Origin of the sequence: Pseudomonas syringae (assembly GCF_021605415.1) — a bacterium.
Taxonomy (GTDB): domain Bacteria; phylum Pseudomonadota; class Gammaproteobacteria; order Pseudomonadales; family Pseudomonadaceae; genus Aquipseudomonas; species Aquipseudomonas syringae_S.
The window spans coordinates 131,924-154,955 of the sequence record NZ_WKEQ01000002.1; the positions used below are offsets into that span (position 1 = coordinate 131,924).

Annotated in this window: 23 protein-coding genes and 2 pseudogenes; 16 read left to right on the forward strand and 9 right to left on the reverse strand. The window is 58.7% G+C overall.

Features of this window, described 5'->3' with window-relative positions:
* Positions 1 to 110: 110 nt before the first annotated feature.
* Entirely contained in the window at positions 111 to 1,799 is a 1,689-nt protein-coding gene (gene fadD2 / locus GIW69_RS02215) for a long-chain-fatty-acid--CoA ligase FadD2 (protein WP_236480505.1), read from the forward strand.
* Positions 1,800 to 2,145: 346 nt separating this feature from the next.
* Positions 2,146 to 3,843 (forward strand): long-chain-fatty-acid--CoA ligase FadD1, encoded by a 1,698-nt coding sequence (gene fadD1 / locus GIW69_RS02220; protein ID WP_236480506.1) that lies wholly within the window; start codon positions 2,146 to 2,148, stop codon positions 3,841 to 3,843.
* Positions 3,844 to 3,903: 60 nt separating this feature from the next.
* Here fadD1 and GIW69_RS02225 read toward each other — a convergent pair whose 3' ends face one another.
* The gene (locus GIW69_RS02225) at positions 3,904 to 4,281 is read right to left on the reverse strand and encodes a hypothetical protein (RefSeq protein ID WP_236480507.1); all 378 of its coding nucleotides are present in this window, start codon (positions 4,279 to 4,281) and stop codon (positions 3,904 to 3,906) included.
* Positions 4,282 to 4,480: 199 nt separating this feature from the next.
* Between GIW69_RS02225 and GIW69_RS02230 the strand changes: the two genes are divergently transcribed.
* From GIW69_RS02230 to def, 3 genes are all read left to right on the forward strand, one after another.
* Positions 4,481 to 4,672, forward strand: coding sequence for a CsbD family protein (locus GIW69_RS02230; RefSeq protein WP_236480508.1), 192 nt, complete (start codon positions 4,481 to 4,483; stop codon positions 4,670 to 4,672).
* 176 nt (positions 4,673 to 4,848) lie between these two features.
* A complete protein-coding gene (locus GIW69_RS02235) occupies positions 4,849 to 5,805 on the forward strand; it encodes a YihY/virulence factor BrkB family protein (protein WP_236480509.1) in 957 nt (318 codons plus the stop codon).
* On the forward strand, positions 5,802 to 6,341 hold the full coding sequence (def, locus tag GIW69_RS02240; protein ID WP_236480510.1) for a peptide deformylase: 540 nt from the start codon (positions 5,802 to 5,804) through the stop codon (positions 6,339 to 6,341). Before GIW69_RS02235 ends, def begins: the two co-directional genes overlap by 4 nt.
* 62 nt (positions 6,342 to 6,403) lie before the next feature.
* On the opposite strand, the gene GIW69_RS02245 is transcribed toward def, so the two are convergent.
* Positions 6,404 to 6,877, reverse strand: a complete 474-nt coding sequence (locus tag GIW69_RS02245; RefSeq protein WP_236480511.1) for a GNAT family N-acetyltransferase — start codon at positions 6,875 to 6,877, stop codon at positions 6,404 to 6,406.
* A gap of 741 nt (positions 6,878 to 7,618) precedes the next feature.
* Between GIW69_RS02245 and GIW69_RS02250 the strand changes: the two are divergent.
* Positions 7,619 to 8,389 (forward strand): annotated as a pseudogene (locus GIW69_RS02250) (PAS domain-containing protein); the annotation flags it as partial.
* A 117-nt stretch (positions 8,390 to 8,506) separates the two neighbouring features.
* Positions 8,507 to 8,938, forward strand: a pseudogene (locus tag GIW69_RS02255) (methyl-accepting chemotaxis protein); the annotation flags it as partial.
* A gap of 150 nt (positions 8,939 to 9,088) precedes the next feature.
* Here GIW69_RS02255 and GIW69_RS02260 read toward each other — a convergent pair.
* From GIW69_RS02260 to gntR, 3 genes are all read right to left on the reverse strand, one after another.
* Entirely contained in the window at positions 9,089 to 9,646 is a 558-nt protein-coding gene (locus tag GIW69_RS02260; protein WP_236480512.1) for a hypothetical protein, read from the reverse strand.
* Between the two features lie 153 nt (positions 9,647 to 9,799).
* Positions 9,800 to 11,224, reverse strand: coding sequence for an MFS transporter (locus GIW69_RS02265; protein WP_236480513.1), 1,425 nt, complete (start codon positions 11,222 to 11,224; stop codon positions 9,800 to 9,802).
* A 185-nt stretch (positions 11,225 to 11,409) separates the two neighbouring features.
* Positions 11,410 to 12,441 carry an HTH-type transcriptional regulator GntR gene (gene gntR / locus GIW69_RS02270; RefSeq protein ID WP_236480514.1) on the reverse strand — a complete coding sequence of 344 codons (1,032 nt, stop codon included), beginning with the start codon at positions 12,439 to 12,441 and terminating at the stop codon, positions 11,410 to 11,412.
* Between the two features lie 216 nt (positions 12,442 to 12,657).
* On the opposite strand from gntR, the gene GIW69_RS02275 reads away from it, so the two are divergent.
* Both GIW69_RS02275 and GIW69_RS02280 read left to right on the forward strand, forming a co-directional pair.
* The gene (locus GIW69_RS02275; RefSeq protein ID WP_236480515.1) at positions 12,658 to 13,188 is read left to right on the forward strand and encodes a gluconokinase; all 531 of its coding nucleotides are present in this window, start codon (positions 12,658 to 12,660) and stop codon (positions 13,186 to 13,188) included.
* A gap of 84 nt (positions 13,189 to 13,272) precedes the next feature.
* Positions 13,273 to 14,625, forward strand: coding sequence for a GntP family permease (locus tag GIW69_RS02280; protein WP_236480516.1), 1,353 nt, complete (start codon positions 13,273 to 13,275; stop codon positions 14,623 to 14,625).
* Between the two features lie 172 nt (positions 14,626 to 14,797).
* On the opposite strand, the gene alaC is transcribed toward GIW69_RS02280, so the two are convergent.
* Positions 14,798 to 16,015 (reverse strand): alanine transaminase, encoded by a 1,218-nt coding sequence (gene alaC, locus GIW69_RS02285; RefSeq protein WP_236480517.1) that lies wholly within the window; start codon positions 16,013 to 16,015, stop codon positions 14,798 to 14,800.
* Between the two features lie 139 nt (positions 16,016 to 16,154).
* Between alaC and GIW69_RS02290 the strand changes: the two genes are divergently transcribed.
* From GIW69_RS02290 to GIW69_RS02300, 3 genes are all read left to right on the forward strand, one after another.
* On the forward strand, positions 16,155 to 16,817 hold the full coding sequence (locus tag GIW69_RS02290; protein ID WP_236480518.1) for a LysE family translocator: 663 nt from the start codon (positions 16,155 to 16,157) through the stop codon (positions 16,815 to 16,817).
* Between the two features lie 68 nt (positions 16,818 to 16,885).
* Positions 16,886 to 17,374 carry a GyrI-like domain-containing protein gene (locus GIW69_RS02295; RefSeq protein ID WP_236480519.1) on the forward strand — a complete coding sequence of 163 codons (489 nt, stop codon included), beginning with the start codon at positions 16,886 to 16,888 and terminating at the stop codon, positions 17,372 to 17,374.
* A 70-nt stretch (positions 17,375 to 17,444) separates the two neighbouring features.
* Positions 17,445 to 17,939: a GNAT family N-acetyltransferase gene (locus GIW69_RS02300; RefSeq protein ID WP_236480520.1), complete on the forward strand. Its 495-nt coding sequence runs from the start codon at positions 17,445 to 17,447 to the stop codon at positions 17,937 to 17,939.
* A 121-nt stretch (positions 17,940 to 18,060) separates the two neighbouring features.
* Here GIW69_RS02300 and GIW69_RS02305 read toward each other — a convergent pair whose 3' ends face one another.
* Positions 18,061 to 18,546, reverse strand: coding sequence for a GNAT family N-acetyltransferase (locus tag GIW69_RS02305; RefSeq protein WP_236480521.1), 486 nt, complete (start codon positions 18,544 to 18,546; stop codon positions 18,061 to 18,063).
* A gap of 141 nt (positions 18,547 to 18,687) precedes the next feature.
* Here GIW69_RS02305 and GIW69_RS02310 point away from each other — a divergent pair, with 141 nt between their 5' ends.
* The 3 genes from GIW69_RS02310 to GIW69_RS02320 are packed head-to-tail and all read left to right on the forward strand — an operon-like array spanning position 18,688 to position 20,725.
* On the forward strand, positions 18,688 to 19,113 hold the full coding sequence (locus GIW69_RS02310; protein WP_236480522.1) for a nuclear transport factor 2 family protein: 426 nt from the start codon (positions 18,688 to 18,690) through the stop codon (positions 19,111 to 19,113).
* 40 nt (positions 19,114 to 19,153) lie between these two features.
* A complete protein-coding gene (locus GIW69_RS02315) occupies positions 19,154 to 19,498 on the forward strand; it encodes a YciI family protein (protein WP_236480523.1) in 345 nt (114 codons plus the stop codon).
* Entirely contained in the window at positions 19,499 to 20,725 is a 1,227-nt protein-coding gene (locus GIW69_RS02320) for an RNA polymerase sigma factor (protein ID WP_236480524.1), read from the forward strand. It begins immediately after the preceding gene.
* A gap of 31 nt (positions 20,726 to 20,756) precedes the next feature.
* Here GIW69_RS02320 and GIW69_RS02325 read toward each other — a convergent pair whose 3' ends face one another.
* Positions 20,757 to 21,611: a LysR family transcriptional regulator gene (locus tag GIW69_RS02325; RefSeq protein WP_236480525.1), complete on the reverse strand. Its 855-nt coding sequence runs from the start codon at positions 21,609 to 21,611 to the stop codon at positions 20,757 to 20,759.
* A gap of 88 nt (positions 21,612 to 21,699) precedes the next feature.
* On the opposite strand from GIW69_RS02325, the gene GIW69_RS02330 reads away from it, so the two are divergent.
* Positions 21,700 to 22,137 (forward strand): multidrug/biocide efflux PACE transporter, encoded by a 438-nt coding sequence (locus GIW69_RS02330; RefSeq protein ID WP_236480526.1) that lies wholly within the window; start codon positions 21,700 to 21,702, stop codon positions 22,135 to 22,137.
* A gap of 36 nt (positions 22,138 to 22,173) precedes the next feature.
* On the opposite strand, the gene GIW69_RS02335 is transcribed toward GIW69_RS02330, so the two are convergent.
* Entirely contained in the window at positions 22,174 to 22,932 is a 759-nt protein-coding gene (locus GIW69_RS02335; RefSeq protein WP_236480527.1) for an SDR family oxidoreductase, read from the reverse strand.
* Between the last annotated feature and the right edge of the window lie 100 nt (positions 22,933 to 23,032).

The following is a 23,032-nucleotide window of genomic DNA, read 5'->3' on the forward strand; positions in this document are numbered from 1 at the left end:
TGTTTGGCCATAGCTGCTAGTGTCCGTGAAGCTCCGCTTTCTGCTTTTAGGGATAAAACAGAAATGACAGAAAGCGGCCCGGATCGGCTCAGGTAAAGAGGACAAGAACAATGCAACCTGATTTCTGGAATGACAAACGCCCTGCGGGCGTACCCCTGGACATCGACATGGCTGAATTCAAGTCGGTGATCGAGGTGTTCGAGCGTTCCTGCAAGAAATTCGCCGATCGCCCGGCCTTCAGCAACATGGGCGTGACCCTGACCTACGCTGAACTTGAACGCCAGAGCGCTGCGTTCGCCGGTTATCTGCAAGCCCACACCGACCTGGTGCCCGGGGATCGCATCGCGGTGCAGTTGCCCAACGTGCTGCATTACCCGATTGCCGTATTCGGTGCCTTGCGCGCCGGGCTGATCGTGGTCAACACCAATCCGCTGTACACCGCGCGCGAGATGCGCCATCAGTTCAAGGATTCCGGTGCCCGTGCATTGGTGTACTTGAACCTGTTCGGGCAGAAGGTTCAGGAAGTGCTTGCGGACACTGATATCCAATATCTGATCGAAGCGAAGATGGGCGACTTGATGCCCGCCGCCAAGGGCTGGCTGGTCAACACCGTGGTCAGCAAGGTCAAGAAACTGGTGCCGGCGTATTCGCTGCCCCAGGCGATTTGTTTCAAGAGCGCTTTGCGCATGGGCCGGGGGCTTGGCATCAAGCCGTTGAAGGTCGGCCTCGATGACATCGCTGTCCTGCAATACACCGGCGGCACTACCGGGCTGGCCAAGGGCGCGATGCTGACCCACGGCAATCTGGTCGCCAATATGCAGCAAGTACGCGCCTGCATGGCGCAGACCAGCAGCGACGGCCAGCCGCTGATTCGTGAAGGCCAGGAAGTGATGATCGCGCCGCTGCCGCTGTACCACATCTATGCGTTCACGGCGAACTGCATGTGCATGATGGTTTCCGGCAACCACAACGTACTGATCAGCAATCCCCGGGACATCGGAGCCTTCATCAAGGAGCTGAAAAACTGGCGGTTCTCGGCGTTGCTGGGGCTGAATACGCTGTTTGTCGCGCTGATGGAGCATCCGGACTTCAAGACCCTGGATTTCTCCACGCTGAAACTCACCAACTCCGGCGGCACCGCGCTGGTCAAAGCCACCGCCGAACGCTGGGAGCAGCTCACCGGTTGTCGCATCACTGAAGGTTACGGCCTGACCGAGACCTCGCCGGTGGCCTGCACCAATCCCTACGGTGAGCTGTCACGACTCGGCACGGTCGGCCTGCCGGTGCCTGGCACGCTGCTGAAAGTCATCAACGACGATGGCTCCGAGCTGCCGATGGGCGAGCGGGGCGAGTTGTGCATCAAGGGCCCGCAGATCATGAAGGGTTACTGGCAGAAACCCGAAGCCACCGCCGAAGTGCTGGATGCCGAAGGCTGGTTCAAGTCCGGCGACATCGCAGTGATTGACCCCGACGGTTTCGTGCGCATTGTCGATCGCAAGAAAGACATGATCATCGTCTCCGGTTTCAACGTGTACCCGAACGAGATCGAAGACGTGGTGATGGCTCACCCGAAAGTTGCCAACTGCGCAGTGATCGGCGTGCCGGACGAACGTTCGGGGGAGGCGGTGAAGCTGTTTGTGGTCGCCCGGGAAACCGGTGTCAGCCTGGAAGAGCTCAAGGCCTACTGCAAAGAAAACTTCACGGCCTACAAAGTGCCGAAGCACATTGTCTTGCGTGAGTCGTTGCCGATGACCCCTGTAGGGAAAATTCTACGGCGTGAGTTGCGCGACACCGCCTGACCGTTGAAAGCGAAGAGACCGCAGCCTTCGGCAGCTTCTACAAGGGAACACATGACCCCTGTAGGCGCTGCCGGAGGCTGCGGTCTTTTGTTTTCACCCCGATATTTCAGGCCTTTCAGCGACATCTAGGATCTTTGCTCTAAAATGACTGCTAGAAAGTCTTGAGTCACCAAAATGACCGATTGGATCGTTTTTGGCTCTGGTCGACCCATTCCAAAGCTGCTACTCTCGGCGCGCTTTGGGACTTCTCGGCCTTGAATCGAAGCCAGATTCACCCTAAAACAAACACCAATAATAATCGCATCAAATGCGGTGCTGAATTCGCGTTGCTGAGGAGTGGGCTTCCATGAACGAAGACTTTTGGAAGGATAAGTACCCTGCTGGAATTGCTGCCGACATCAATCCAGACGAGTATCCGAATATTCAGGCTGTGTTGAAGCAATCCTGCCAACGCTTCGCCGATAAACCGGCGTTCAGCAACCTGGGCAAGACAATCACGTACGGTGAACTGTACGAGTTGTCGGGTGCCTTTGCCGCATATCTGCAGCAGCATACCGATTTGCAGCCCGGTGATCGAATCGCCGTGCAGTTGCCCAACGTGTTGCAGTACCCGGTTGCCGTGTTCGGTGCGATCCGCGCCGGCCTGATCGTGGTCAACACTAACCCGCTGTACACCGCGCGGGAAATGGAACATCAATTCAACGACTCCGGTGCGAAAGCGCTGGTGTGCCTGGCGAACATGGCGCACTTGGCTGAAGCCGTGGTGCCGAAAACCGGCGTCAAGCACATCATCGTCACCGAAGTTGCCGACCTGCTGCCGCCGATCAAGCGCCTGCTGATCAACAGCGTCATCAAATACGTGAAAAAAATGGTGCCGGCTTATCACCTGCCCAAAGCCGTCAAGTTCAACGACGTGCTGAATAAAGGCCAGGGCCAGCCTGTCGCCGAAGCCAATCCGCACAGCGGTGATGTCGCGGTGCTGCAATACACCGGCGGCACCACAGGCGTTGCCAAAGGCGCGATGCTGACCCACCGCAACCTCGTCGCCAACATGTTGCAGTGCAAGGCGCTGATGGGTTCCAACCTCAATGAAGGTTGCGAAATCCTCATCACGCCGCTGCCGCTCTACCACATCTATGCGTTCACCTTTCATTGCATGGCGATGATGCTGATCGGCAACCACAACGTCCTGATCAGCAACCCGCGTGATCTGCCGGCGATGGTCAAGGAACTGTCGAAGTGGAAGTTCAGCGGGTTCGTTGGCTTGAACACGCTGTTCGTGGCGCTGTGCAACAACGAAGCCTTCCGCAAACTGGACTTCTCTGCATTGAAAGTCACCCTGTCCGGCGGCATGGCCCTGCAACTGGCAGCGGCCGAACGCTGGAAAGCGGTCACTGGTTGCGCCATCTGCGAAGGTTACGGCATGACCGAAACCAGTCCGGTGGCCACGGTCAATCCGATCCAGCACATCCAGATCGGCACCATCGGCATCCCGGTGCCGTCGACCCTGTGCAAAATCATCGACGATGCCGGCGTTGAACAGCCGTTGGGCGAGATCGGCGAATTGTGCGTGAAGGGGCCGCAAGTCATGAAGGGCTACTGGCAGCGTCAGGAAGCCACCGACGAAATGCTCGACAGCGAAGGCTGGCTCAAGACCGGTGACATCGCGCTGATCCAGCCGGATGGCTTCATGCGCATCGTCGACCGCAAGAAAGACATGATTCTGGTCTCCGGTTTCAACGTCTACCCGAACGAACTGGAAGACGTGCTGGCAACCCTGCCGGGCGTGTTGCAGTGCGCGGCGATTGGTGTGCCGGACGAGAAGTCGGGGGAGGCGATCAAGATTTTCATCGTCGCCAAACCGGGCGTCACGCTGACCAAGGAAACCGTGATGGAGCACATGCGCGCCAACGTCACTGGCTACAAGGTGCCGCGTTCGGTGGAATTCCGCGATGCGTTGCCGACGACCAACGTTGGCAAGATTCTGCGACGAGAATTGCGCGATGAAGAATTGAAAAAGATCAAGGCGAAGAGCGCCGCATAACAAGAAGGTCAGAAGATCGTCCGAACGTGGCCCGAGCCTGCGTTCGGACGATCTTTTGCTTTATTGACGAAACGGCGCGAAATTCACGTTGGTGCCCGCCGGACGCATGTCCTGCAGGTACGAATCCTTGTCCGCGCTCAATTCCAGGCTCAACGCCGCCTTGCGCTTGCCTTCATTGCGAATCACTAGCCCTTCGAGCTTCTCGCGCAGAAACACGGTCGGCACTTTCAGGTGGATCAGTTCATCCGTGGCCGGCGTGTGCATCAACAGGTGAATCCACTCGTATTGGCCCACCGCCAGCCGCGTTACCGGAAGGTCGAACCACCAAATGTTGCGGTTGCGGTTCAGCTCGGCGAAGTGGCAGTTGTTGACGCCGAGCACGGCGCCGCCCAGTTCCTGGTTTCTGCGGGCGATGGCGAGCTTTTTATCGAGTTTCATAACATTCCTGCGGGGATCGGGTCTTCGGCGCCTCGCGCCAATAGGTTGCGCATTCTCAAGGCTAAGCCTGCAAACATAAAGCGCAACCTGCGCGCAGCGACGAAATGAGCGGCGAAATAAATGAAACTTGCGTTGCAGGCGGCCAGTCAACCGTTTCGTACAGACTTTCCTGTCCGCTAAACGATCCAGGAGAAACACCATGGGTAGCACCAGCGATAAAGTGAAAGGCATGGCCAACGAAGCTGCCGGCAACGTCAAGCAAGGCGTGGGCAAGGCTGTCGACAACGATAAAATGCGCGCTGAAGGCGTGGTGCAAGAGAAAAAAGGTGAAGCCCAGCAAGCGGTGGGTAAAGCCAAGGACGCAGTGAAAAAAGGCGTCGACAAGGCTTGATCCAGCCTTGAACGAATGACTGCAGCGGCCATCCAAGGATGGCCGTTTTTGTGTCATTGACTGGCATTCATTGATGAAAGTGTTTCAAAGTCGCCAGGTTGGGCTACTTTGATGAGAGAAAACGGCCCCTGAGTCGCCACGACTTCGAACCTGTTCTGCGGCGAAAGGAGACGCGAATGATTTTCCCGAACATGAAAGGTCTGCCCCTGCACCGGGTAATGGTGCGCACGGTCACCGAATTCGTTGACGACGAGATGTCGACCTACGCCTCGGCACTGGCCTACCAGATGCTGTTCTCGCTGTTCCCCTTCATTCTGTTCCTGATCGCCCTGATCGGTTTCCTGCACTTGCCTGATTTTTTTTCCTGGTTGCGCCTGCAATCGGAGCTGGTCTTGCCGCCTCAGGCACTGGAGCAGGTCAATCCGGTGATCGACCAGTTGCAGCAATCGAAGGGTGGCTTGCTCTCGGTCGGTATTGTTATCGCTCTGTACACGGCTTCCGCCGGTGTACGGTTGATGATGAGCGCGATGAACGCCGCGTATGACGTGGTTGAAGGCCGCCCGCTGTGGAAGCGTTTTCCGCTGTCGATCGTGTACACCGTCGGCATTGCCGGCATGTTGCTGATCGCCGCCGCACTGATGGTGCTCGGGCCGCAGGTCATGGGCTGGATCGCCGCGCAGGTGGGGCTGGAAAACTTCATTGTCACCGTGTGGACGATTGCGCGCTGGCCGGCCATCGTGATTTTGATGATGATCGCGGTCGCACTGATCTACTACGTGATGCCCGATGTCAAACAGGAGTTTCGCTTCATCACGCCGGGTTCAGTGTTGGCGGTGATGGTGTGGATCATCGCTTCGTTGGGATTTGCGTTTTACGTGAAGACGTTTGCCAACTACAACGCGATGTATGGCAGCATCGGGGCAATCATCGTGCTGTTGCTGTATTTCTACATTTCCGCCGCCGTGCTGCTACTCGGGGCTGAGATGAATGCGGTGATCGAGCACATGTCCAACGAGGGCAAGGATTCGGGCGAGAAAGTCCCCGGTGAACTCGGCGAGCATCCCAAACAACACGTTTCCGGCCTTGGACGCGATCACTCGCTGGCACCGGATACTGACGAAGCCCGACCATGATCCGTGAAATCCTGAAAATGGGCGATGAGCGCTTGCTGCGCATCGCTCCGCCCGTACCACCGGAAATGTTCGACAGCCCTGAACTGTGGCAACTGATCGACGACATGTTCCAGACCATGGAAAGTGTCGGCGGGGTTGGGCTCGCGGCGCCGCAGATCGGCGTCGACCTGCAACTGGTGATCTTCGGTTTCGAGCACAGCGAACGTTATCCGGACGCCGAAGCGGTGCCACAGACGATCCTGATCAATCCGTTGATCACGCCACTGAATCCGCTGATGGAAGAGGGCTTCGAAGGTTGCCTGTCGGTGCCAGGATTGCGCGGTGCGGTGGAGCGTTATCAGCAGATTCGCTACGAAGGTTTCGACCCCAAGGGCCAGCCGATCGTGCGGGTCGCTTCAGGCTTTCATGCCCGGGTGGTGCAGCATGAGTGCGATCACTTGATCGGGCGGCTGTACCCTTCGCGCATCAGCGATTTCAGCAAGTTCGGGTTTACCGAGGTGATGTTTCCGGATCTTGATCCGGCAGCGGATGATTAACCGATTTTTTCCATTTCCTGCAGAACCCTGTAGGAGCAGGGCTTGCCCGCGAACGCGTCAGATCAGTCGACATCAATTTTGGCTGTACCAGCCTCTTCCCGGGCAAGCCCGCTCCCACAGGGGACGGTTCGCTCCCGCCCCATTGCGATCATGGGTTTGCTGCGTGCGTAGCGGCTCAGGCGCTCGGCCATTGCGTAGGGCATGTCGGGGTCGGCGGTAAAACCCTGGCGCTCGTAAAAACTGCGCAGATCGGGATGGCAATACAACCACACCGGCGCTTGCACATCCTTGACCGCCGCCGCGATCAGTTGCGCAGCAATGCCTTTGTTGCGACAGGCCGGGTCGACAAACAGCCCGGTCAGCCAATGCCCGCCCGCCACCGGCCGCAGGCATAATGCCGCGACGATCCCCTCGCGGCGGGCCACCCACAATTGCGCCTCGCGCACCGCTTTCATCGATGACTGATGGGCCCGGTAGAACTTGTTCATCAACGGCCAGGACAAGGCGTCGAGTTGATTGAATCGGGTATCGGACATGGGCATGGCTATGGTTGGGCAAGGTTGGCGATTATAAAAGAACTCACGCGCGCGGATAGGTGTATACCTGATCTGACATCCCCCTGAGTGGAGTCGCGATCATGTCAAAAGGTATGGATTCAAAGAAAGCCGCGAAGAAGAAACCCGCCAAGACTGCGATTGAAAAACGCGCGGAGAAAAAAGCCAAAAAACTCGACGTGTTCGGTCACTGATCCCGGTCTATCAGGAACCCGAATTCACACCCCTGTAGGAGCTGCCGAAGGCTGTGATCTTTTGATCTTCAAAATCAAAAGATCACAGCCTTCGGCAGCTCCTACGCGGCTTTTTTGTTCCGCTGAAACGATTCTTCTGCCAAAAATGCTCATTACTGGCCGACTAGGCCTTGCGCGCCGGGTTGTGCTGTCTATGCTCAGACGTAACTAACCAAGTCGACCGTATCGGTTAGCCAACAGAACTAACGCTGCCAGAGTGCGCAACTAAAGGCACCAAGACACTGTACCGACAAGGAGCTGTCTTAATAGGGAAGTTATTCGTCATGGGCTGGCCCGTCCACGGGCTATCAAGATAGGGATGTCTTGATTAGGGCGGCGCGATCGCGACGCCTGGATTAAACATCATTTATCACCTGACAACTTCCTCCCGTGGAGGAATGCGTGTGCCTGTTCCATGGAACGTTGTGGTGGATCTTGAAAGAACCGAAACTTTCCTCAATCAAAAGATCGCGCTAAAGGTGATACAACCATGTTCAACCTGCACAGCAAGGCTGACCGGCTGGAAGTTCAACGTTGCAACGCTGACTTGAACGAAGCCAATGCCAGACTCGCGGCGATCAGCCGCTCAATGGCAATGATCGAGTTCTCCCCGGATGGCATCGTGTTGGATGCCAACGAAAATTTCTGCAAGACCATGGGTTACAGCGCCGGGGATGTACGGGGCAAACACCACCGGATGTTTTGTGAAGAAGCGTTTTACCGCAGCGAGGAATACGCCAGATTGTGGCGCGATCTGAGTCGCGGCGAACCGGTCAGCGGCACTTTTCTGCGCCTGGACAAAAGCGGCAAGGAAATCTGGCTCGAAGCCAGTTACATGCCGGTGCTCGGCCCGGATCGCCAAGTCAAAAGTGTGATCAAGGTCGCCTCGGACATTACTGCGCGCATCAACAAGGAGCACGAAGAGGAAAGCATGCTCGCCGCCATTGGTCGTTCCATGGCGATGATCGAATTCACCCCTGAAGGCAATGTGATCAAGGCCAACGACAACTTCCTGCGCACCATGCAGTATTCGCACAGTGAAATTGTCGGCCAGCACCACAGCCTGTTTCTCCACCGGGCCGAAGCCGAGTCAGCGCAATACCGCGCGTTCTGGGCGTCGCTTAATCGCGGCGAGTATCACTCCCATCGTTTCGAACGGCGCAACAAGGCCGGAGAGACGGTGTACCTCGAAGCGTCCTACAACCCGTTGTTCGACGCCAAGGGCCGTCTGTACAAAGTGGTGAAATTCGCCAGCAACATCACCCATCAAATGACCACGTTGCAGACCGCTGCGGAATCGGCCCACAGCACCTCGGTACAAAACGACGCCTGTGCGCAAAAAGGCTCACAGGTTGTTCAGCAAACGGTGCAGATCATTCAGGAAATTTCTCGCGACCTCAACGAAGCGGCGGTGAGCATCGATGCGGTCAGCAAACAGTCGGACATCATCGGCACCATCGTCCAGACCATTCGCGGTATTGCCGACCAGACCAATTTGCTGGCACTCAACGCCGCCATCGAAGCGGCGAGGGCGGGCGAGCACGGACGTGGTTTCGCCGTGGTCGCCGACGAAGTGCGCAGCCTCGCGGCACGCACCAGTCAGGCGACGCTGGAGATCGTCGACGTGGTGCGCAAGAACCATGACTTGTCCTTGAGCGCGGTGTCGAGCATGCAATCAAGCCTGAGCCGAACGGGATTGGGTGTGGAACTGGCAAATGAAGCGGGGGAGGTGATTCTGGAAATCCAGCAGGGCTCGCGGCATGTGGTGGATGCGATCAGCCAGTTCAACGAAACGTTGCAACTGAACTGATCACTCCTACAGGGGGATGCGGTGAACCATTGCGGATCCCTGTAGGAGCGAGCCTGCTCGCGAAATCGCCAACCCATTCAACATCGAGTCGACTGAGCCATCGCTATCGGGGGCAAGCCCGGCTCCTGCAGGTTTCATACGGCCAGGTAATTACAGTGAAGCGAGAAATTTGTCCGCCAGGGCTTCGTTGTCCTTGTTGACGCTGTTGCCGGATTCTTCCTTATCCGCCTGCGCCAATTGCATCTTGTCCTGCATGCGCTGGGCGATTTCTTCGCCGATGGCCAGTTGTTTTTCCGGCGGCATGGCGTCGATTTCTTCTTGGGTAATACCCATCTCGTCCAGAATCGAGTCGCGAAGACGCTGTTCCGGCGTCTTGCTCATGTATTCCTTGAACGCCTCGGTGGCCGAGGTTCCGGTGGTGCCAGCGGCGTCGGCGGTCTGCAGGCCCACCCGCGTCTTGGCAAACGCTTCATCAACGTTGTCACTGATGCGCTTGGCTTCGTTGACTTGCTGGGTGGCGATGCCGGTGGCCGATTGTTGAACCCTGGCGGTGGTTTCGGCGGTCTGGGTCTGTACACCGTTTTGCAGGCTTTGCAGCATGGCGCCGTGCAGGCCACCTTGCAGGCCGGCGGCGGCGGTCGCTGTCGGGTCTTCGGTGACACGCTTGGACAATGGAATCATCTGCAGCTGTTTTGTGCTGACCAACATGATGATTGAACCTGTAGGTAATGGCTGACCGTGCAATAACAGCAATTACCGTGCCTCTCTGTAAAATGTTTTTAAATCAATGAGTTGCATCCGAGTGTTGCCCGTGGGGCGGCCATCCCTTGCCGACGAGCGGCAGGGGATGACCGTCGCCGTTCAACGATGGGCAATGTTCTCCAATGCCAGATTCCGCGTGCGCGGGCCGAACCAGCCGATGGTGATCATCACGATTAACATGCTGCTGGCGATGAACGCCAACACGCCCGGCGTGCCGAGGTGTTCGAGGAACAGACCGATCAGCAGGCTACTGAACACCGTCGACAAACGACTGAACGAATAACAGAAGCCCACCGCTCGAGCGCGGATGTTGGTGGGGAACAATTCACTTTGGTACGAGTGATAACTGAAGCTCAGCCACGCATTGCAGAACGTGATCATCACGCCGCAAAAGATCAGGCCGAACGCGCTTGTCTGCAACGCGAACAATGTGCCGAAGGTCACGGCGCCCAGCGCCGAGCCGACGATCTGCCATTTGTTCTCGAAGCGGTTGGCGAATTTCACGAACAGCAGTGGCCCCAACGGGTAGGCGAGGGTGATGATGAACGCGTACATCAGGCTGTGAGTAACGCTGACACCCTGGCCTGAAAGCAGCGCCGGCAACCAGTTGCCGAAGCCAAAGAAGCCGATCGCCTGAAAGACGTGGAAAACGATGAGCATCAACGCGCGACGGCGATAGGGCGGCTGCCAGATATCGGCGAAGCGGCCCTTGCCCTCAACGTCCACGGCCACCGGTTCCGGCGCATCCAGGGGTTGGCCGTGGTCTTTCTCGCAGCGCGCCTCGATGCCATCGAGAATCCGGCTCGCCTCATCGAAGCGACCTTGCTGGGCCAGCCATCGCGGCGATTCCGGCAGCCGTTTGCGCAGCCACCAGATGAACAGCGCAAACACCGCGCTGGCCAGCACCACAAAGCGCCAGCCGGCGACGCCGAACGGATCTTGCGGCACCAGCCACCACGACATCAGCGCCACCGCTGGCACCGACAGGAACTGCACGAAAAAAGCGAACGCAAACGCCGAGCTGCGCATGCGCTTGGGTACCAGTTCCGAGAGATAGGCGTCGATGGTCACCAACTCGATACCGAGGCCGATGCCCACCAGAAAACGCATGCAGATGATACCCAGCGCATCGCTTTGAATGCCCATCAGCACCGTGGCGACCGTGTACCAGACCAGCGCGAAGGTGAAGATCGCCCGGCGTCCGAAGCGATCCGCCAACGGGCTGAGCAGGCTGGCACCGAGGAACAGGCCGAGAAACGTCGCCGAGGCAAACGCGGCCTGATCGGAGAAACCGAACACGCCCTGATCACCGGTGAAAAAGATCCCGGCGCGGATCAGTCCAGGGCTGATGTAGGCGGTCTGGAACAAATCATAGAGTTCGAAGAAACCACCGATAGACAGCAGCGCGACCAGACGCCAAATTGTCGCGACAGCGGGGAGTCGGTCGATGCGGGCGGAAATCTGGGCGGCGCGTATCGGGTCGATGCCGTCGCGTTGCGCAGCGGCGTAAGGTTGAGCAGACATAGGCTGATCCATTTTTTATTGATGGAGAAGCTTAGCTTGCTATCGGAATCCATGGATTGTGAATATCGGCGACGAAGACGCAAAAAACGCTAGATTATCGCAACAACCCCTTACAAATTAACGAATTATGCCTGTTACGTGGGATGCTCGTTCCCACGCGGCATGGGAACGATCGGTAGCGGGCGTTACGTGCTTTCGCGGATTTTCAGTTCGAAGCCCATGTCTTCCACCGGGCGCGCCACGGTGTTGCCGGCCATGAGCGTCAGCATTTGCTCTGCAGCCCGGCGGCCAATGGCTTCGCGCGGGGTGTTGATGCTGCTCAGGCGCGGCACCATGTGTTCCGACATCGGCAGGTCGTTGAAGCCGAGGATCGCCACCTGTTCGGGAATCTTGATGCCGTGACGCAGGGCTTCGAGCAGCGCACCCTGCGCCAGGTCGTCGTTGCCGAAGAAGATTGCGTCGACGTCCGGATGTGCGGCCAGCAGTTGCAAAAACAACTCGCCGCCCAGGCCCACCGAAGAAGCGCGTGGCGTCAGCACTTCGAGATCGGGATCGTAGCGTCCGGCCTTCTGCAAGGCTTTGCGGAACCCTTCACCGCGCAACAAGGTGCGTTGGTCGAGCTGCGCACCGATGTAAGCCAGGCGCTTGCGACCACGGGACAATAAATGTTCGGCAGCGGTTTCGCCGGCACTGAGCTGGGAGAACCCGACGCAATTGAGGCCGGCGGCGCTGTCCAGCTCCATCATGTACACGCAGGGAATCTGGCTGGCTTCGATCATCCGTCGCGAGCTTTCGGTGCGATCAAACCCGGTCAGCAGCAAGCCGCGCGGTTGATACGCCATGTAGTTGCGCAGCAGCTTTTCTTCTTCATCGCGGGAGTAGTGAAAATTGCCGATCAGCACTTCGAAGCCTTTTGGCGTCAAGACGCGATGAATGGCTTCAAGGGTGTCAATGAACAGCAGGTTCGACAGCGACGGCACGAGCACCACCACCGAATGGCTCTGCGCCGAGGCCAGGGCACGGGCCGCAGGATTGACCACGTAGTTGAGTTCGAGAGCGGCTTTGCGGACTTTTTCCACCAGTTCGGTGGCGACCGTACTGACCCCGCGCAGGGCGCGCGAAGCGGTGATCGGGCTGACACCGGCCAGTCGCGCGACTTCGTTGAGGGTGGGACGGCCGGTGGTGCGAGTGTTTTTATCGTTTTTAGGGGAGGTCATCGGGCGGCTTGCCAAACAAAAATCAAGGCACTAAGGTAGCGCTGTCCTGATGCAGCTGCAAATGCGTAAGCGAAGTCCTGCCTGATAATCGCTTTTTGGCATTGGGCGCAAACCTGCTGCAACCCAAAAAAATCACAAGAAGGCGTCGGCAACTTCTGCCTGTGCACTAGAGTCATAGCTAGCAAAGGTAGCGCTGTCTGCGCGCTGAGGTGTTACATGAATCACTCCATCACCGCCCTGGTCATCATGGGCGTTGCCGGTTGCGGCAAAACGTGCGTCAGCCAGGCCCTGTGCCATTTAAGCGGCGCCACTGCCATTGAAGGCGATACTTTCCATCCAGCCGCCAACATCGAAAAGATGAGCGCGGGGATTCCCCTGAACGACGACGACCGTGCCGGCTGGCTCGACAGCCTGTGCGATGAGCTGCGTCGCGTCGACGCCACGGGCCAGCGTCCGGTGCTGACCTGTTCGGCTCTCAAACACAGTTATCGCGAACGTCTGCGCAGCGCCTTGCCGGGCCTGGGTTTTGTGTTCCTGGAACTGACGCCAGAAGTAGCCGCCGAGCGTGTGTCCCACCGCCCGGGCCATTTCATGCCGGCCACGTTGATCGAAAGCCAGTTCGCGACCCTCGAGTCACCGAAGGGCGAGCCGTTGACCTTGCCGCTCAATGCCTCAGTGCACAGCGTTGAAGAACTTGCCCTGCAAGCCCACGTCTGGTGGCAGGCCAATGGCCTGGAACAGGCGTGATGAGTGTGTCGAAACAGACAGCGCTGTCCTCGCGACTTCTGATTAACCCGCTTCAATAACAACAACAACCAGGAGACACCCCCCATGCTTGGCATGTCCCACGACTCGTTTCTGCTGCTTGATGCAGTGGTCACGGTGATCGGGCTTATCGTCCTCATCACCAAGTTCAAGATTCACCCGTTCATTGCCCTGACTATCGCCGCGGCGTTCCTCGGCCTGACCTCCGGCATGCCGATCAACACGATCATCAAAGCGTTCCAGGACGGCTTTGGTGGCGTGCTCGGTTTCGTCGGCATCATCCTCGCGCTGGGCACCATGCTCGGCAAAATGATGGCCGAATCCGGCGGGGCGGATCAGATCGCCCAGACCCTGATTCGCGCATTCGGCAAGGACAAAGTCCAGTGGGCAATGATGTTCGCCGCGTTCCTGGTGGGCATTCCGTTGTTCTTTGAAATCGGCTTCGTGCTGCTGATTCCGCTGGTGTTCATTGTTGCCCGTCGTACCGGTGTGTCGATCATCAAGATCGGTATCCCGCTGCTCGCCGGCCTGTCCGCCGTGCATGGCCTGGTGCCGCCGCATCCCGGCCCGTTGCTGGCCATCGGCGTGTTCGGTGCCGACATCGGCAAGACCATTCTTTACGGTCTGATCGTTGCGCTACCGACTGCAATCATTGCCGGTCCCATCTTCGGTACGTTCATCGCCAAGCACATCCCGGGTCATCCGAATCAGGAACTGGTCGATCAACTGGCCCGTGAAAACGATTCGGCTAATCTGCCGAGCTTCAGCATCACCCTGATCACCGTGCTGTTGCCGGTGTTCCTGATGCTGTTGAAAACCTTTGCTGACGTGGCGCTGCCGGACGGTAACTTCTTCCGCACCTGGATGGACATGATCGGCCACCCGATCTCCGCCCTGTTGCTGGCATTGCTGCTGTCGCTGTACACCTTCGGCCACAAGCAAGGCATCGGTTCAAGTCAGATGCTGAAATGGCTTGACGCGAGTCTGGCCCCGACCGCCGCGATCATCCTGATCATCGGCGCTGGCGGTGGCTTCAAGCAGATGCTGGTGACCAGCGGTGTGGGCGATGTGATCGGCCACATGGCGGTCAGCGCGCAGATCTCGCCGATCCTGCTGGCATGGCTGGTGGCGGCGGTGATCCGTATCGCAACCGGTTCGGCCACCGTGGCAACCATCACGGGCGCGGGCATCGTAGTGCCGGTGGTCGGGATGATTCCGGGCGTCAACCGTGAGCTGCTGGTGCTGGCCACTGGCGCAGGTTCGTTGATCCTGTCTCACGTTAACGACGCCGGTTTCTGGCTGGTGAAGCAGTATTTCAACATGACCGTGGCCGAGACGTTCAAGACCTGGACGGCGATGGAAACCATCCTGTCTGTGGTTGGCCTGGGCTTCATCCTGTTGCTGTCGCTGTTCGTCTAAGCGATTGGCGGCCACAAAAAAACCGCAGCGATGCGGTTTTTTTGTGCCTTCGAATATTACCGGGAGCCCCATGTGGGAGCGGGCTTGCTCGCGAAAGCGGTGGTTCAGTCAGCAACGGTGTCGACTGACACGACGTATTCGCGAGCAAGCCCGCTCCCACAGGGGATAGGTGTCAGGTAGTGGATTTTGCGACCAGGCCATCGGCCCGGAACATCCCGCGAATCCCGCGTACGGCCTGGCGAATGCGATCCTGGTTTTCGATCAGGGCGAAGCGCACGTGATCGTCTCCATACTCACCAAACCCGACGCCCGGCGAAACGCAGACCTTGGCCTCGGCCAGCAGTTTCTTGGCGAATTCCAGCGACCCCAGATGCGCGTAAGCCTCGGGAATTTTCGCCCAGACGTACATCGACGCCTTCGGGTTTTCGACCATCCAGCCCAGTTCATGCAAGCCTTTGACCAGCACATTGCGCCGTTGCCGGTATTGCTCGGCGATGTCGCGCACGCATTGCTGATCGCCTTCCAACGCAGCAATCGCCGCCACTTGCAGCGGGGTGAAGGTGCCGTAGTCGTGGTAACTCTTGATCCGCGCCAGGGCGTTGACCAGTTCCGGGTTGCCGACCATGAACCCGATGCGCCAGCCCGCCATGTTGTAGCTCTTGGACAAGGTGAAAAATTCCACCGCTATGTCCTTGGCGCCCGGCACCTGCATGATCGACGGGGCTTTCCAGCCGTCATAAACGATGTCGGCGTAAGCCAGATCGTGCACGACCAGCACGTCGTACTGCTTGGCGAGGGCGATCACCCGCTCGAAGAAATCCAGTTCCACGCACTGCGCGGTCGGGTTCGACGGGAAACCGAGAATCATCATTTTCGGTTTCGGGATCGAGCCGCGAATCGCTCGCTCCAGTTCATCAAAGAAATCCACACCGGGAATCAGCGGCACCGAACGCACCTGTGCGCCGGCAATCACCGCGCCGTAGATGTGAATCGGATAGCTCGGATTCGGCACCAGCACCGTGTCGCCCTGATCCAGGGTCGCCAGCATCAGATGCGCCAGACCTTCCTTGGAACCGATGGTGACGATGGCTTCGCTTTCCGGGTCGATGTCGACCTCGTAGCGTTGCTTGTACCAATTGGAAATCGCCCGGCGCAGGCGCGGAATGCCTTTGGACGTGGAATAACCGTGGGTGTCGTCACGCTGGGCGACTTGCACGAGTTTTTCGACAATGTGCGGCGGCGTGGCCCCGTCGGGGTTGCCCATGCTCAAGTCGATGATGTCTTCGCCACGACGTCGCGCGGCCATCTTCAGCTCGGCGGTGATGTTGAAAACGTAAGGGGGGAGTCGATCAATGCGCGCAAAGCGGCGCGGCGAACCTTGTTCGGCCATTGTTGCCTCGGATAACGTAAGCGCCCGGAACCGTCCGAGCGACGCTGGTCACTGCGGTGACCTGTGGCGGAAGATAAGGGCAGTAATGGCATACTGTCCAGCGCCCGAGTAAACAATTTTTTCCCAAGGAAAACGCTTAATGGAGTTCACCAGCGGCTTTTTGCTGAGCCTTTCGTTGTGCCTGGATATCGGCGTCGCCAACATTGCGATGATCACCCTGGCGATGCAGCGCGGTTACTTTCAGGGCTTCGCCCTGGGGCTCGGCACCTGCGTTGGCGACTTGATCTACGCGGTGCTGGCGCTGGCCGGGATGACCGTGCTGCTGCAATACGAAACCGTGCGCTGGGTGCTGTGGATCGGCGGTTCGGCGCTGCTGATCTATTTTGCGGCGAAGATGATTTACTCGGCGATCCATCACGAAGCGCTGCTGGCGGAGTCTGCTGAAGTGGGCAACAACTCCCATCGCAAAGAGTTTTTCCGTGGCATCTTCCTCGCCATGTCATCGCCGAGCGCGATTTTGTGGTTCGCGGCGGTGGGCGGCACCCTGATTGCCCGTTCAGGCGGCGGTGGCCCGGCCAGTTCGGCATTGTTCCTCGGTGGTTTCCTGTGCGCCGGATTGCTCTGGTCGGCCGGCCTGTGCTTCGCCGCGAGTCACGGCGGCAAGCTGCTCGGCGACAAACTGCTGCGTTACTCCTACATGGCATCTGCGGCGATTTTCTGCTATTTCGCCGTCTACGTGATCCTTTCAGGCTATAACGAGTTTGTCGGTTCGGGTGCCGTCGAGCCGTTGCACACGTTGTAACAAGACGAATCGGGTTTGGCTTCTATACTCCCAGCCGAACCCACATTTTTCGTTTCAGGAGTCGAGTCATGGATGAGCAAACACGCGTCGAAGTGACTGAACCTCGCTTCGAACATGGGCATTTTCTGCTAATTGCAGGGCTTGGTGGACGATTTACTCAGGACACCACCGACGGCATTCCCGAATTGTGGGAACAATTCATCCCGCACCTGGGCAAGATTCCCGGCCAAAAAGACGAAGTGACCTACGGTGTCTGCTGCAATGCAGACGGGAAGGGCGGCTTCGAATACATCGCCGGCGTGGCCATCAGCAAACTCGATGACCTGCCGGAAAAATACCGTTGGGTCGAGATTCAGCCGCAGCAATACGCGGTCTTCGAGCACAAGGGCTCGCTGGATTTGTTGCCCGCAACCTTTCAGCACATCTGGAAAACCTGGCTGCCTCAGTCCGGGCGCGAAGCGGCGGATGCGCCGGAATTCGAGCGTTACAGCGAAGATTTCAACCCGAAGCTCAACACCGGCAAGCTGGAGATCTGGCTGCCGCTCAAACCTGAATGAGCATTGGCGAGGCGGTGTGCCGATTCTCCTTTATGATTGGCAGCCTTTCTCCTGCTGATTTCGAGCTGCCATGACCACCGTCATCCGTCCCGTCACCGCCAACGACCTGGATCGTTGCTACGCCATCGAAACCGTTGCCTATGAAGGCGACGAAGCCGCCACCCGCGAAAAAATCGCCACGCGCATTGCCACCTGGCCGGACGGTTTCATCGTGGCCGAAGTGGACGGCGTGGTCGCCGGGTTCATCAATTCCGGCGCGGCGTTCGACGTGCAAATGTCCGATGAAGCCTTCAAGGAACTGATCGGCCACGATCCGGCCGGGCCTAACGTGGTGATCATGTCGGTGGTCGTACACCCGGATTTTCAGGGCCAAGGCCTGGCGAAGCGCTTGCTGGGCGAATTCATTGAGCGAATGCGCGGATTGAACAAAGCGACGATTCACCTGATGTGCAAGGAGCAGCACATTCCGTTATATGCCGGATTCGGATTCGCCTACATCAAACCGTCCGAGTCCGATCACGGCGGCATGGCGTGGCACGAGATGATCCTGACCCTGAGTGAATGATCGTTGCCGTGCTCCGAGTGGGAATGCCTGCTGTGCTCCGCGTCACGAGGCTGGAAACGCGGAGCGTCCCGTGCTGTGTTCCCACGCAGAGCGTGGGAACGCTATTAAACGGGGGCGGCTGTCAGAAGGTCAGGGACATCCGGCGTTCGTAGCCGATCCGGCCTTTGTATGCCTCGCCGCTGTCGACATAACCGTGTTTGACGTACAACGCGATGGCGGCTTCATTGTCGGCGTCCACCGATAATTCCAGCCCCTTGATCCCCGGCCACGCCGCAAGCGCAACTTGCGGCAAACCCTGCAGGCACGCCTTGCCATAACCCCTGCCTTGCGCCCGCCGGTCAACCTGCAACGCATGCAGCGTCGCGCTGTGTTCATTAGCCCAGGCCGGCAGCACTGGCGGGCGTTTGAGCAGCAGGAACGCTACCGGCACGTCGTCCGCCAGCAGCGCAAAACCCTTCACGCCCGGGCCGGGTTTCGACAACAAGGTGTGCAACGCACCGTGAATGTCACCCGAGAATCTGATCTGTTCGGCATGGATCTCAATCGCCTCGACCTGTCGCTGTTGCAGGGCATTCAGGCTGTCGTAGGGCACAAGTCGGGTTGTCACGGGGCTATCCTTTTCGCATCACCAATGAGCCAGCGATTCTAGCGATTCCGCCCATGGCGAAAATCTTTTATTTCGTCTGTCGATCCGCACACGCCTGGAACGACTAAAAGTGTCTTCAAACAAAAACAGCGGAGAACACCCATGAACGCACAAGCGCAAATCCAGACGTTGATCGACACCTACCGTCAGGCTGTCATGGCCAAAGACGTGGACAAAGTCATGGCGCTGTACGCCGATGACATCCTCTCGTTCGATGCCATCAAAGCCCTGCAATTCAAGGGCAAACCTGCTTACCGCGAGCATTGGCTGGCGTGCATGGAAATGTGCCCCGGCCCGCATGTTTTCGAATTCCAGGACATCACTATCGAAGTCAGCGACAACATCGCTTTCGCTCACTGGGTCGCCAACTGCGGCGGCACCAATGAGAAGGGCGAAACCCAGAGCTGCTGGATGCGCGCCACCGCGTGCTACCGGCAAGTCGGCGGGGCGTGGCGAATCGTGCACGAGCACTGGTCGGCACCGTTCGACCCGATGAGCGGCGCGACTTTGTTCGACGTGCAGCCCTGATCCTCGTCCATAGTTGATCCGTTCGATTCAGGAGAAAGCCATGAAGTATTTATGCCTGGTCTACAGCGATGAGCACCTGTTGCATTCGCTGCCGGAAAGCCCTGAAGACGCCGAGTGCATGGCCTACGCCGAGTCGGTGCAAGGCAGCGGCCGCATGGTTGCCGCCGAGGCGCTGGAGTCGGTGCAGACGGCGACGACGGTGCGCATGCGCGGCGGCAAGCTGTCGATCACCGATGGGCCGTTCGCCGAAACCAAAGAGCAACTGGCCGGTTTCTACCTGATCGAGGCGCGGGATCTGAACGAGGCCATTCAGGTGGCCGGCGACATTCCGGCGGCCCGGGTGGGCTGTGTCGAAGTGCGTCCCGTACGCCAGTTGAATCCCTGAATGACGGCGGTTCAGGCGCGGGTCGAGCAGGTCTATCGCAAAGACTCGCGACGGATTCTGGCGACGTTGATTCGCCTGCTCGGCGATTTCGACCTCGCCGAAGAAGCCTTGCACGAGGCGTTCTTCGTCGCGGTCGAACGCTGGCAGCGCGACGGCGTGCCGGATAACCCTCGCGCCTGGCTCGTCTCCACCGGGCGTTTCAAAGCCATTGATGTGTTGCGCCGTCGTGCAAGGTTCAAGGCGTCGCGTCCGCTGTTATTGGCACAACTGGATGAACTGGAGCAGGCCGACTGGAGTGTTGAGGATGTGGAAGACGATCGCTTGCGGCTGATCTTCACCTGTTGTCATCCGGCGCTGGCGGCGGATGCGCAAGTGCCGCTGACCCTGCGCGAAGTCTGCGACCTGACCACGGAAGAAATCGCCCGGGCGTTCCTGTCGGCACCGGCCGCCATTGCCCAGCGCATCGTGCGCGCCAAGGCGAAAATCCGCGACGCGAAAATCCCTTATCAAGTGCCGGGCCTGAGCGAATTGCCCGAGCGTCTCGACAGCGTCTTGCGCGTGATCTATCTGGTATTCAACGAAGGCTATTCGGCGTCCGTGGGCCCTGAATTGACCCGCGATGACCTGACGCATGAAGCGATCCGCCTTGGACGGTTGTTAATGGAGTTGCTGCCGGAGCCGGAGGTCATGGGGTTGCTCGCGCTGATGTTGCTGCATGAATCGCGGCGTCCGGCGCGCACCTCTGAAGAGGGTGAACTGATTTTGCTGGATGACCAGGATCGCTCACTGTGGGACGCCGAATTGATTGCTGAAGGTTGTGCGCTGGTGGAACGGGCGCTGACGACTCGACGCTTCGGGCCGTATTGCCTGCAAGCGGCCATCGCCGCCGTGCATGCCGAGGCGGTGACTGCGGCGGACACGGATTGGCAGCAGATCGTCGGTCTGTACGACGTTTTGCAGCGGGCAATGCCGTCGCCAGTCATCGAGTTGAATCGCGCAGTGGCGGTTTCCAAGCGCGATGGTGTGTCGGCGGGGCTGACACTGGTTGATGCGATTCTGGATCGCGGCGAATTGCAGGACTATCACCTGGCGCACTCGGCGCGGGCGGAATTCTGTCGGCAGTTGGGCCGAGTAGAAGAGGCGCGCGCGGCATATGAACGGGCATTGTCATTGACCCGACAAACGCCGGAGCGGCGCTTTATTGAAGCGCGATTGCAACAACTGTAGGCGCAGCCTTCGGCAGCACCTACAGGGTTTTTCATTCAAGCATTTTGCTGAGTAGCCAACTTCCCGCCGGCCCCGGCGGATACAGCCGTGACCACAATGCATCGACGAACACCGGTTTTGGCCAGCCACGGACTTTGATTTCGACCAGTGTACCGGTGCCGAAACGTCCCACCAGCCAACGCGGCAAAGGCGCCCAGCCGAATCCCTTTTCGGCCATTTCCAACAGCATCAGATAACTCGGCGCCGACCACACGCGACCCTTGGCCCGACTGTCATAAGGATTGACGATAGTCGCCAGACGCAACTCCCGATGTTGCTCCAGCACCTGTTGATCGATGAATCGCAAGGTCGTCAGTGGATGATCTTTGGACACAAACAGCGCGATCTCGGTGCGTTCGTCGACGGTCGACGTGGCGAGATCCGGCGGGTAGCTGCTTCGCAGTTCAGCGAACGCCAGATGGGCCCGACCGCGTTGTACCAGGGACACCAGGTCATCGCATTCGGCGATCAGGCATTCAAGTTCGAGATCCGGGTAACGCTGCTCGAAACCCACCAGCGCCGCTTCGAAACGGTCGGACTGATACGTGTCGGAAATCGCCACGGTCAGCTTCGGTTCGACACCTTGGGCCAGTTGCCGGGCGGTCATGTCCAGACGACTGGTCGCCGCGAGGATCGCCTCGGCCCGTTGCAGCATGACGTGACCGGCCGGGGTGAGGCTCGGTTTGCGGCTGCTGCGGTCGAACAGGATCAGATCCAGATCGATCTCAAGGCTCGCCACCGCCGCGCTGATGGTCGACTGACTGCGCCCTAGCTTGCGCGCCGCCGCCGAAAATGAGCCTTGAGTCGCCGCCTGAACAAACGCCAGCAACACTTCGTGAGAGGCCATGAACTATCGCCCTGATCGATGGTTATTGGTTTTGAAGTATCGGTGCGAGGCCGGATGATGGCAACCATCGTTACTCAGGAGATCGGCCATGACCGCTCACAAGACCATCACTGAACGTGTTCTCCAGGCCATCGGTTTCGAACTGTTGGCCGTGGTTATCTGTACGCCGCTGCTGGCGTGGATCATGGACAAGCCGCTTCTCGACATGGGCGTGGCGACCGTCGCCATTGCTGTGTTGGCGCTGGCCTGGAACGTGGTGTTCAACAGCGCGTTCGACCGATTACTCAAACACTGGAACATCGAGCGTAACGCCTGGATTCGTGGTGTGCATGCGCTGCTGTTCGAAGGCGGACTGATCGTTCTCGGCGTGCCGTTGGTGGCGTGGTGGTTGTCGATCAGTCTGTGGCAGGCGTTTTTGCTGGATATCGGCATCTTGCTGTTTTTCCTGCCGTACACCTACGCGTATCACTGGGGCTACGACGTCATTCGCGAGCGCATCACCGCAGCCCCCACATCCCCCCTGTAGGCGCTGCCGCAGGCTGCGATCTTTTGACCTGTTGCTTTAGAGGAACATCCCGCCCGAAGCCTCAATGCGCTGACCGTTAATCCAGTTCGCCCCGGGGCTCAGCAGCAATGCCAGCGCCCCGCCAATATCATCCGGCTGCCCGGCACGTCCCAGCGCCGTGTTGTCGGCAACCATCGCATTCACCGCCGCATTGTCCCGCACGCTGCCGCCACCAAAATCCGTTTCGATCGCCCCCGGCGCAAGAATATTCACGGTGATCTGCCGCGCACCCAACTCCTTGGCCTGATAACGCGTCAGCACTTCCATCGCGCCTTTCATCGCCGCATAGGCGCTCGCGCCCGGCAGACTGAAACGGGCGAGGCCGCTGGAGACGTTGACGATGCGCCCACCGTCATTGAGCAGCGGCAACAGTTGTTGAGTGAGGAAAAACGGCCCTTTGAAATGCACGTTCACCAGCATGTCGAATTGCTCCACCGTGGTTTCGGCGAACGGCACATGCAGTCCGACTCCGGCATTGTTGATCAAGAAATCAAAACGCGACTGGCCAAAAGACGTCTGCAACGCGTGTTCGACCTGCCTGCCGAAATCATCGAAGGTTTCGCTGCGGCCCACATCCAATTGCAGCATCACGGCCCGGGCGCCGAGTTTTTCAAGTTCGCTGACCAGCGCCTGCGCTTCATCAGCGCGACTGTTGTAGGTGCCGACGATGTCCACGCCTTGTGCCGCGAGGTGCAGGGCAGCGTTTTTGCCGAGGCCACGGCTGGCGCCGGTGATCAGTGCGATTTTGCGGTTCATGGTGTTCCCTCTTGAGCGATGAATGTCGATGGAGCAAAGTCTATTTATCCGCTACAGGGTGATAAACAGGCCTGGATCGGAATCACTTGTCGGTCAGTCC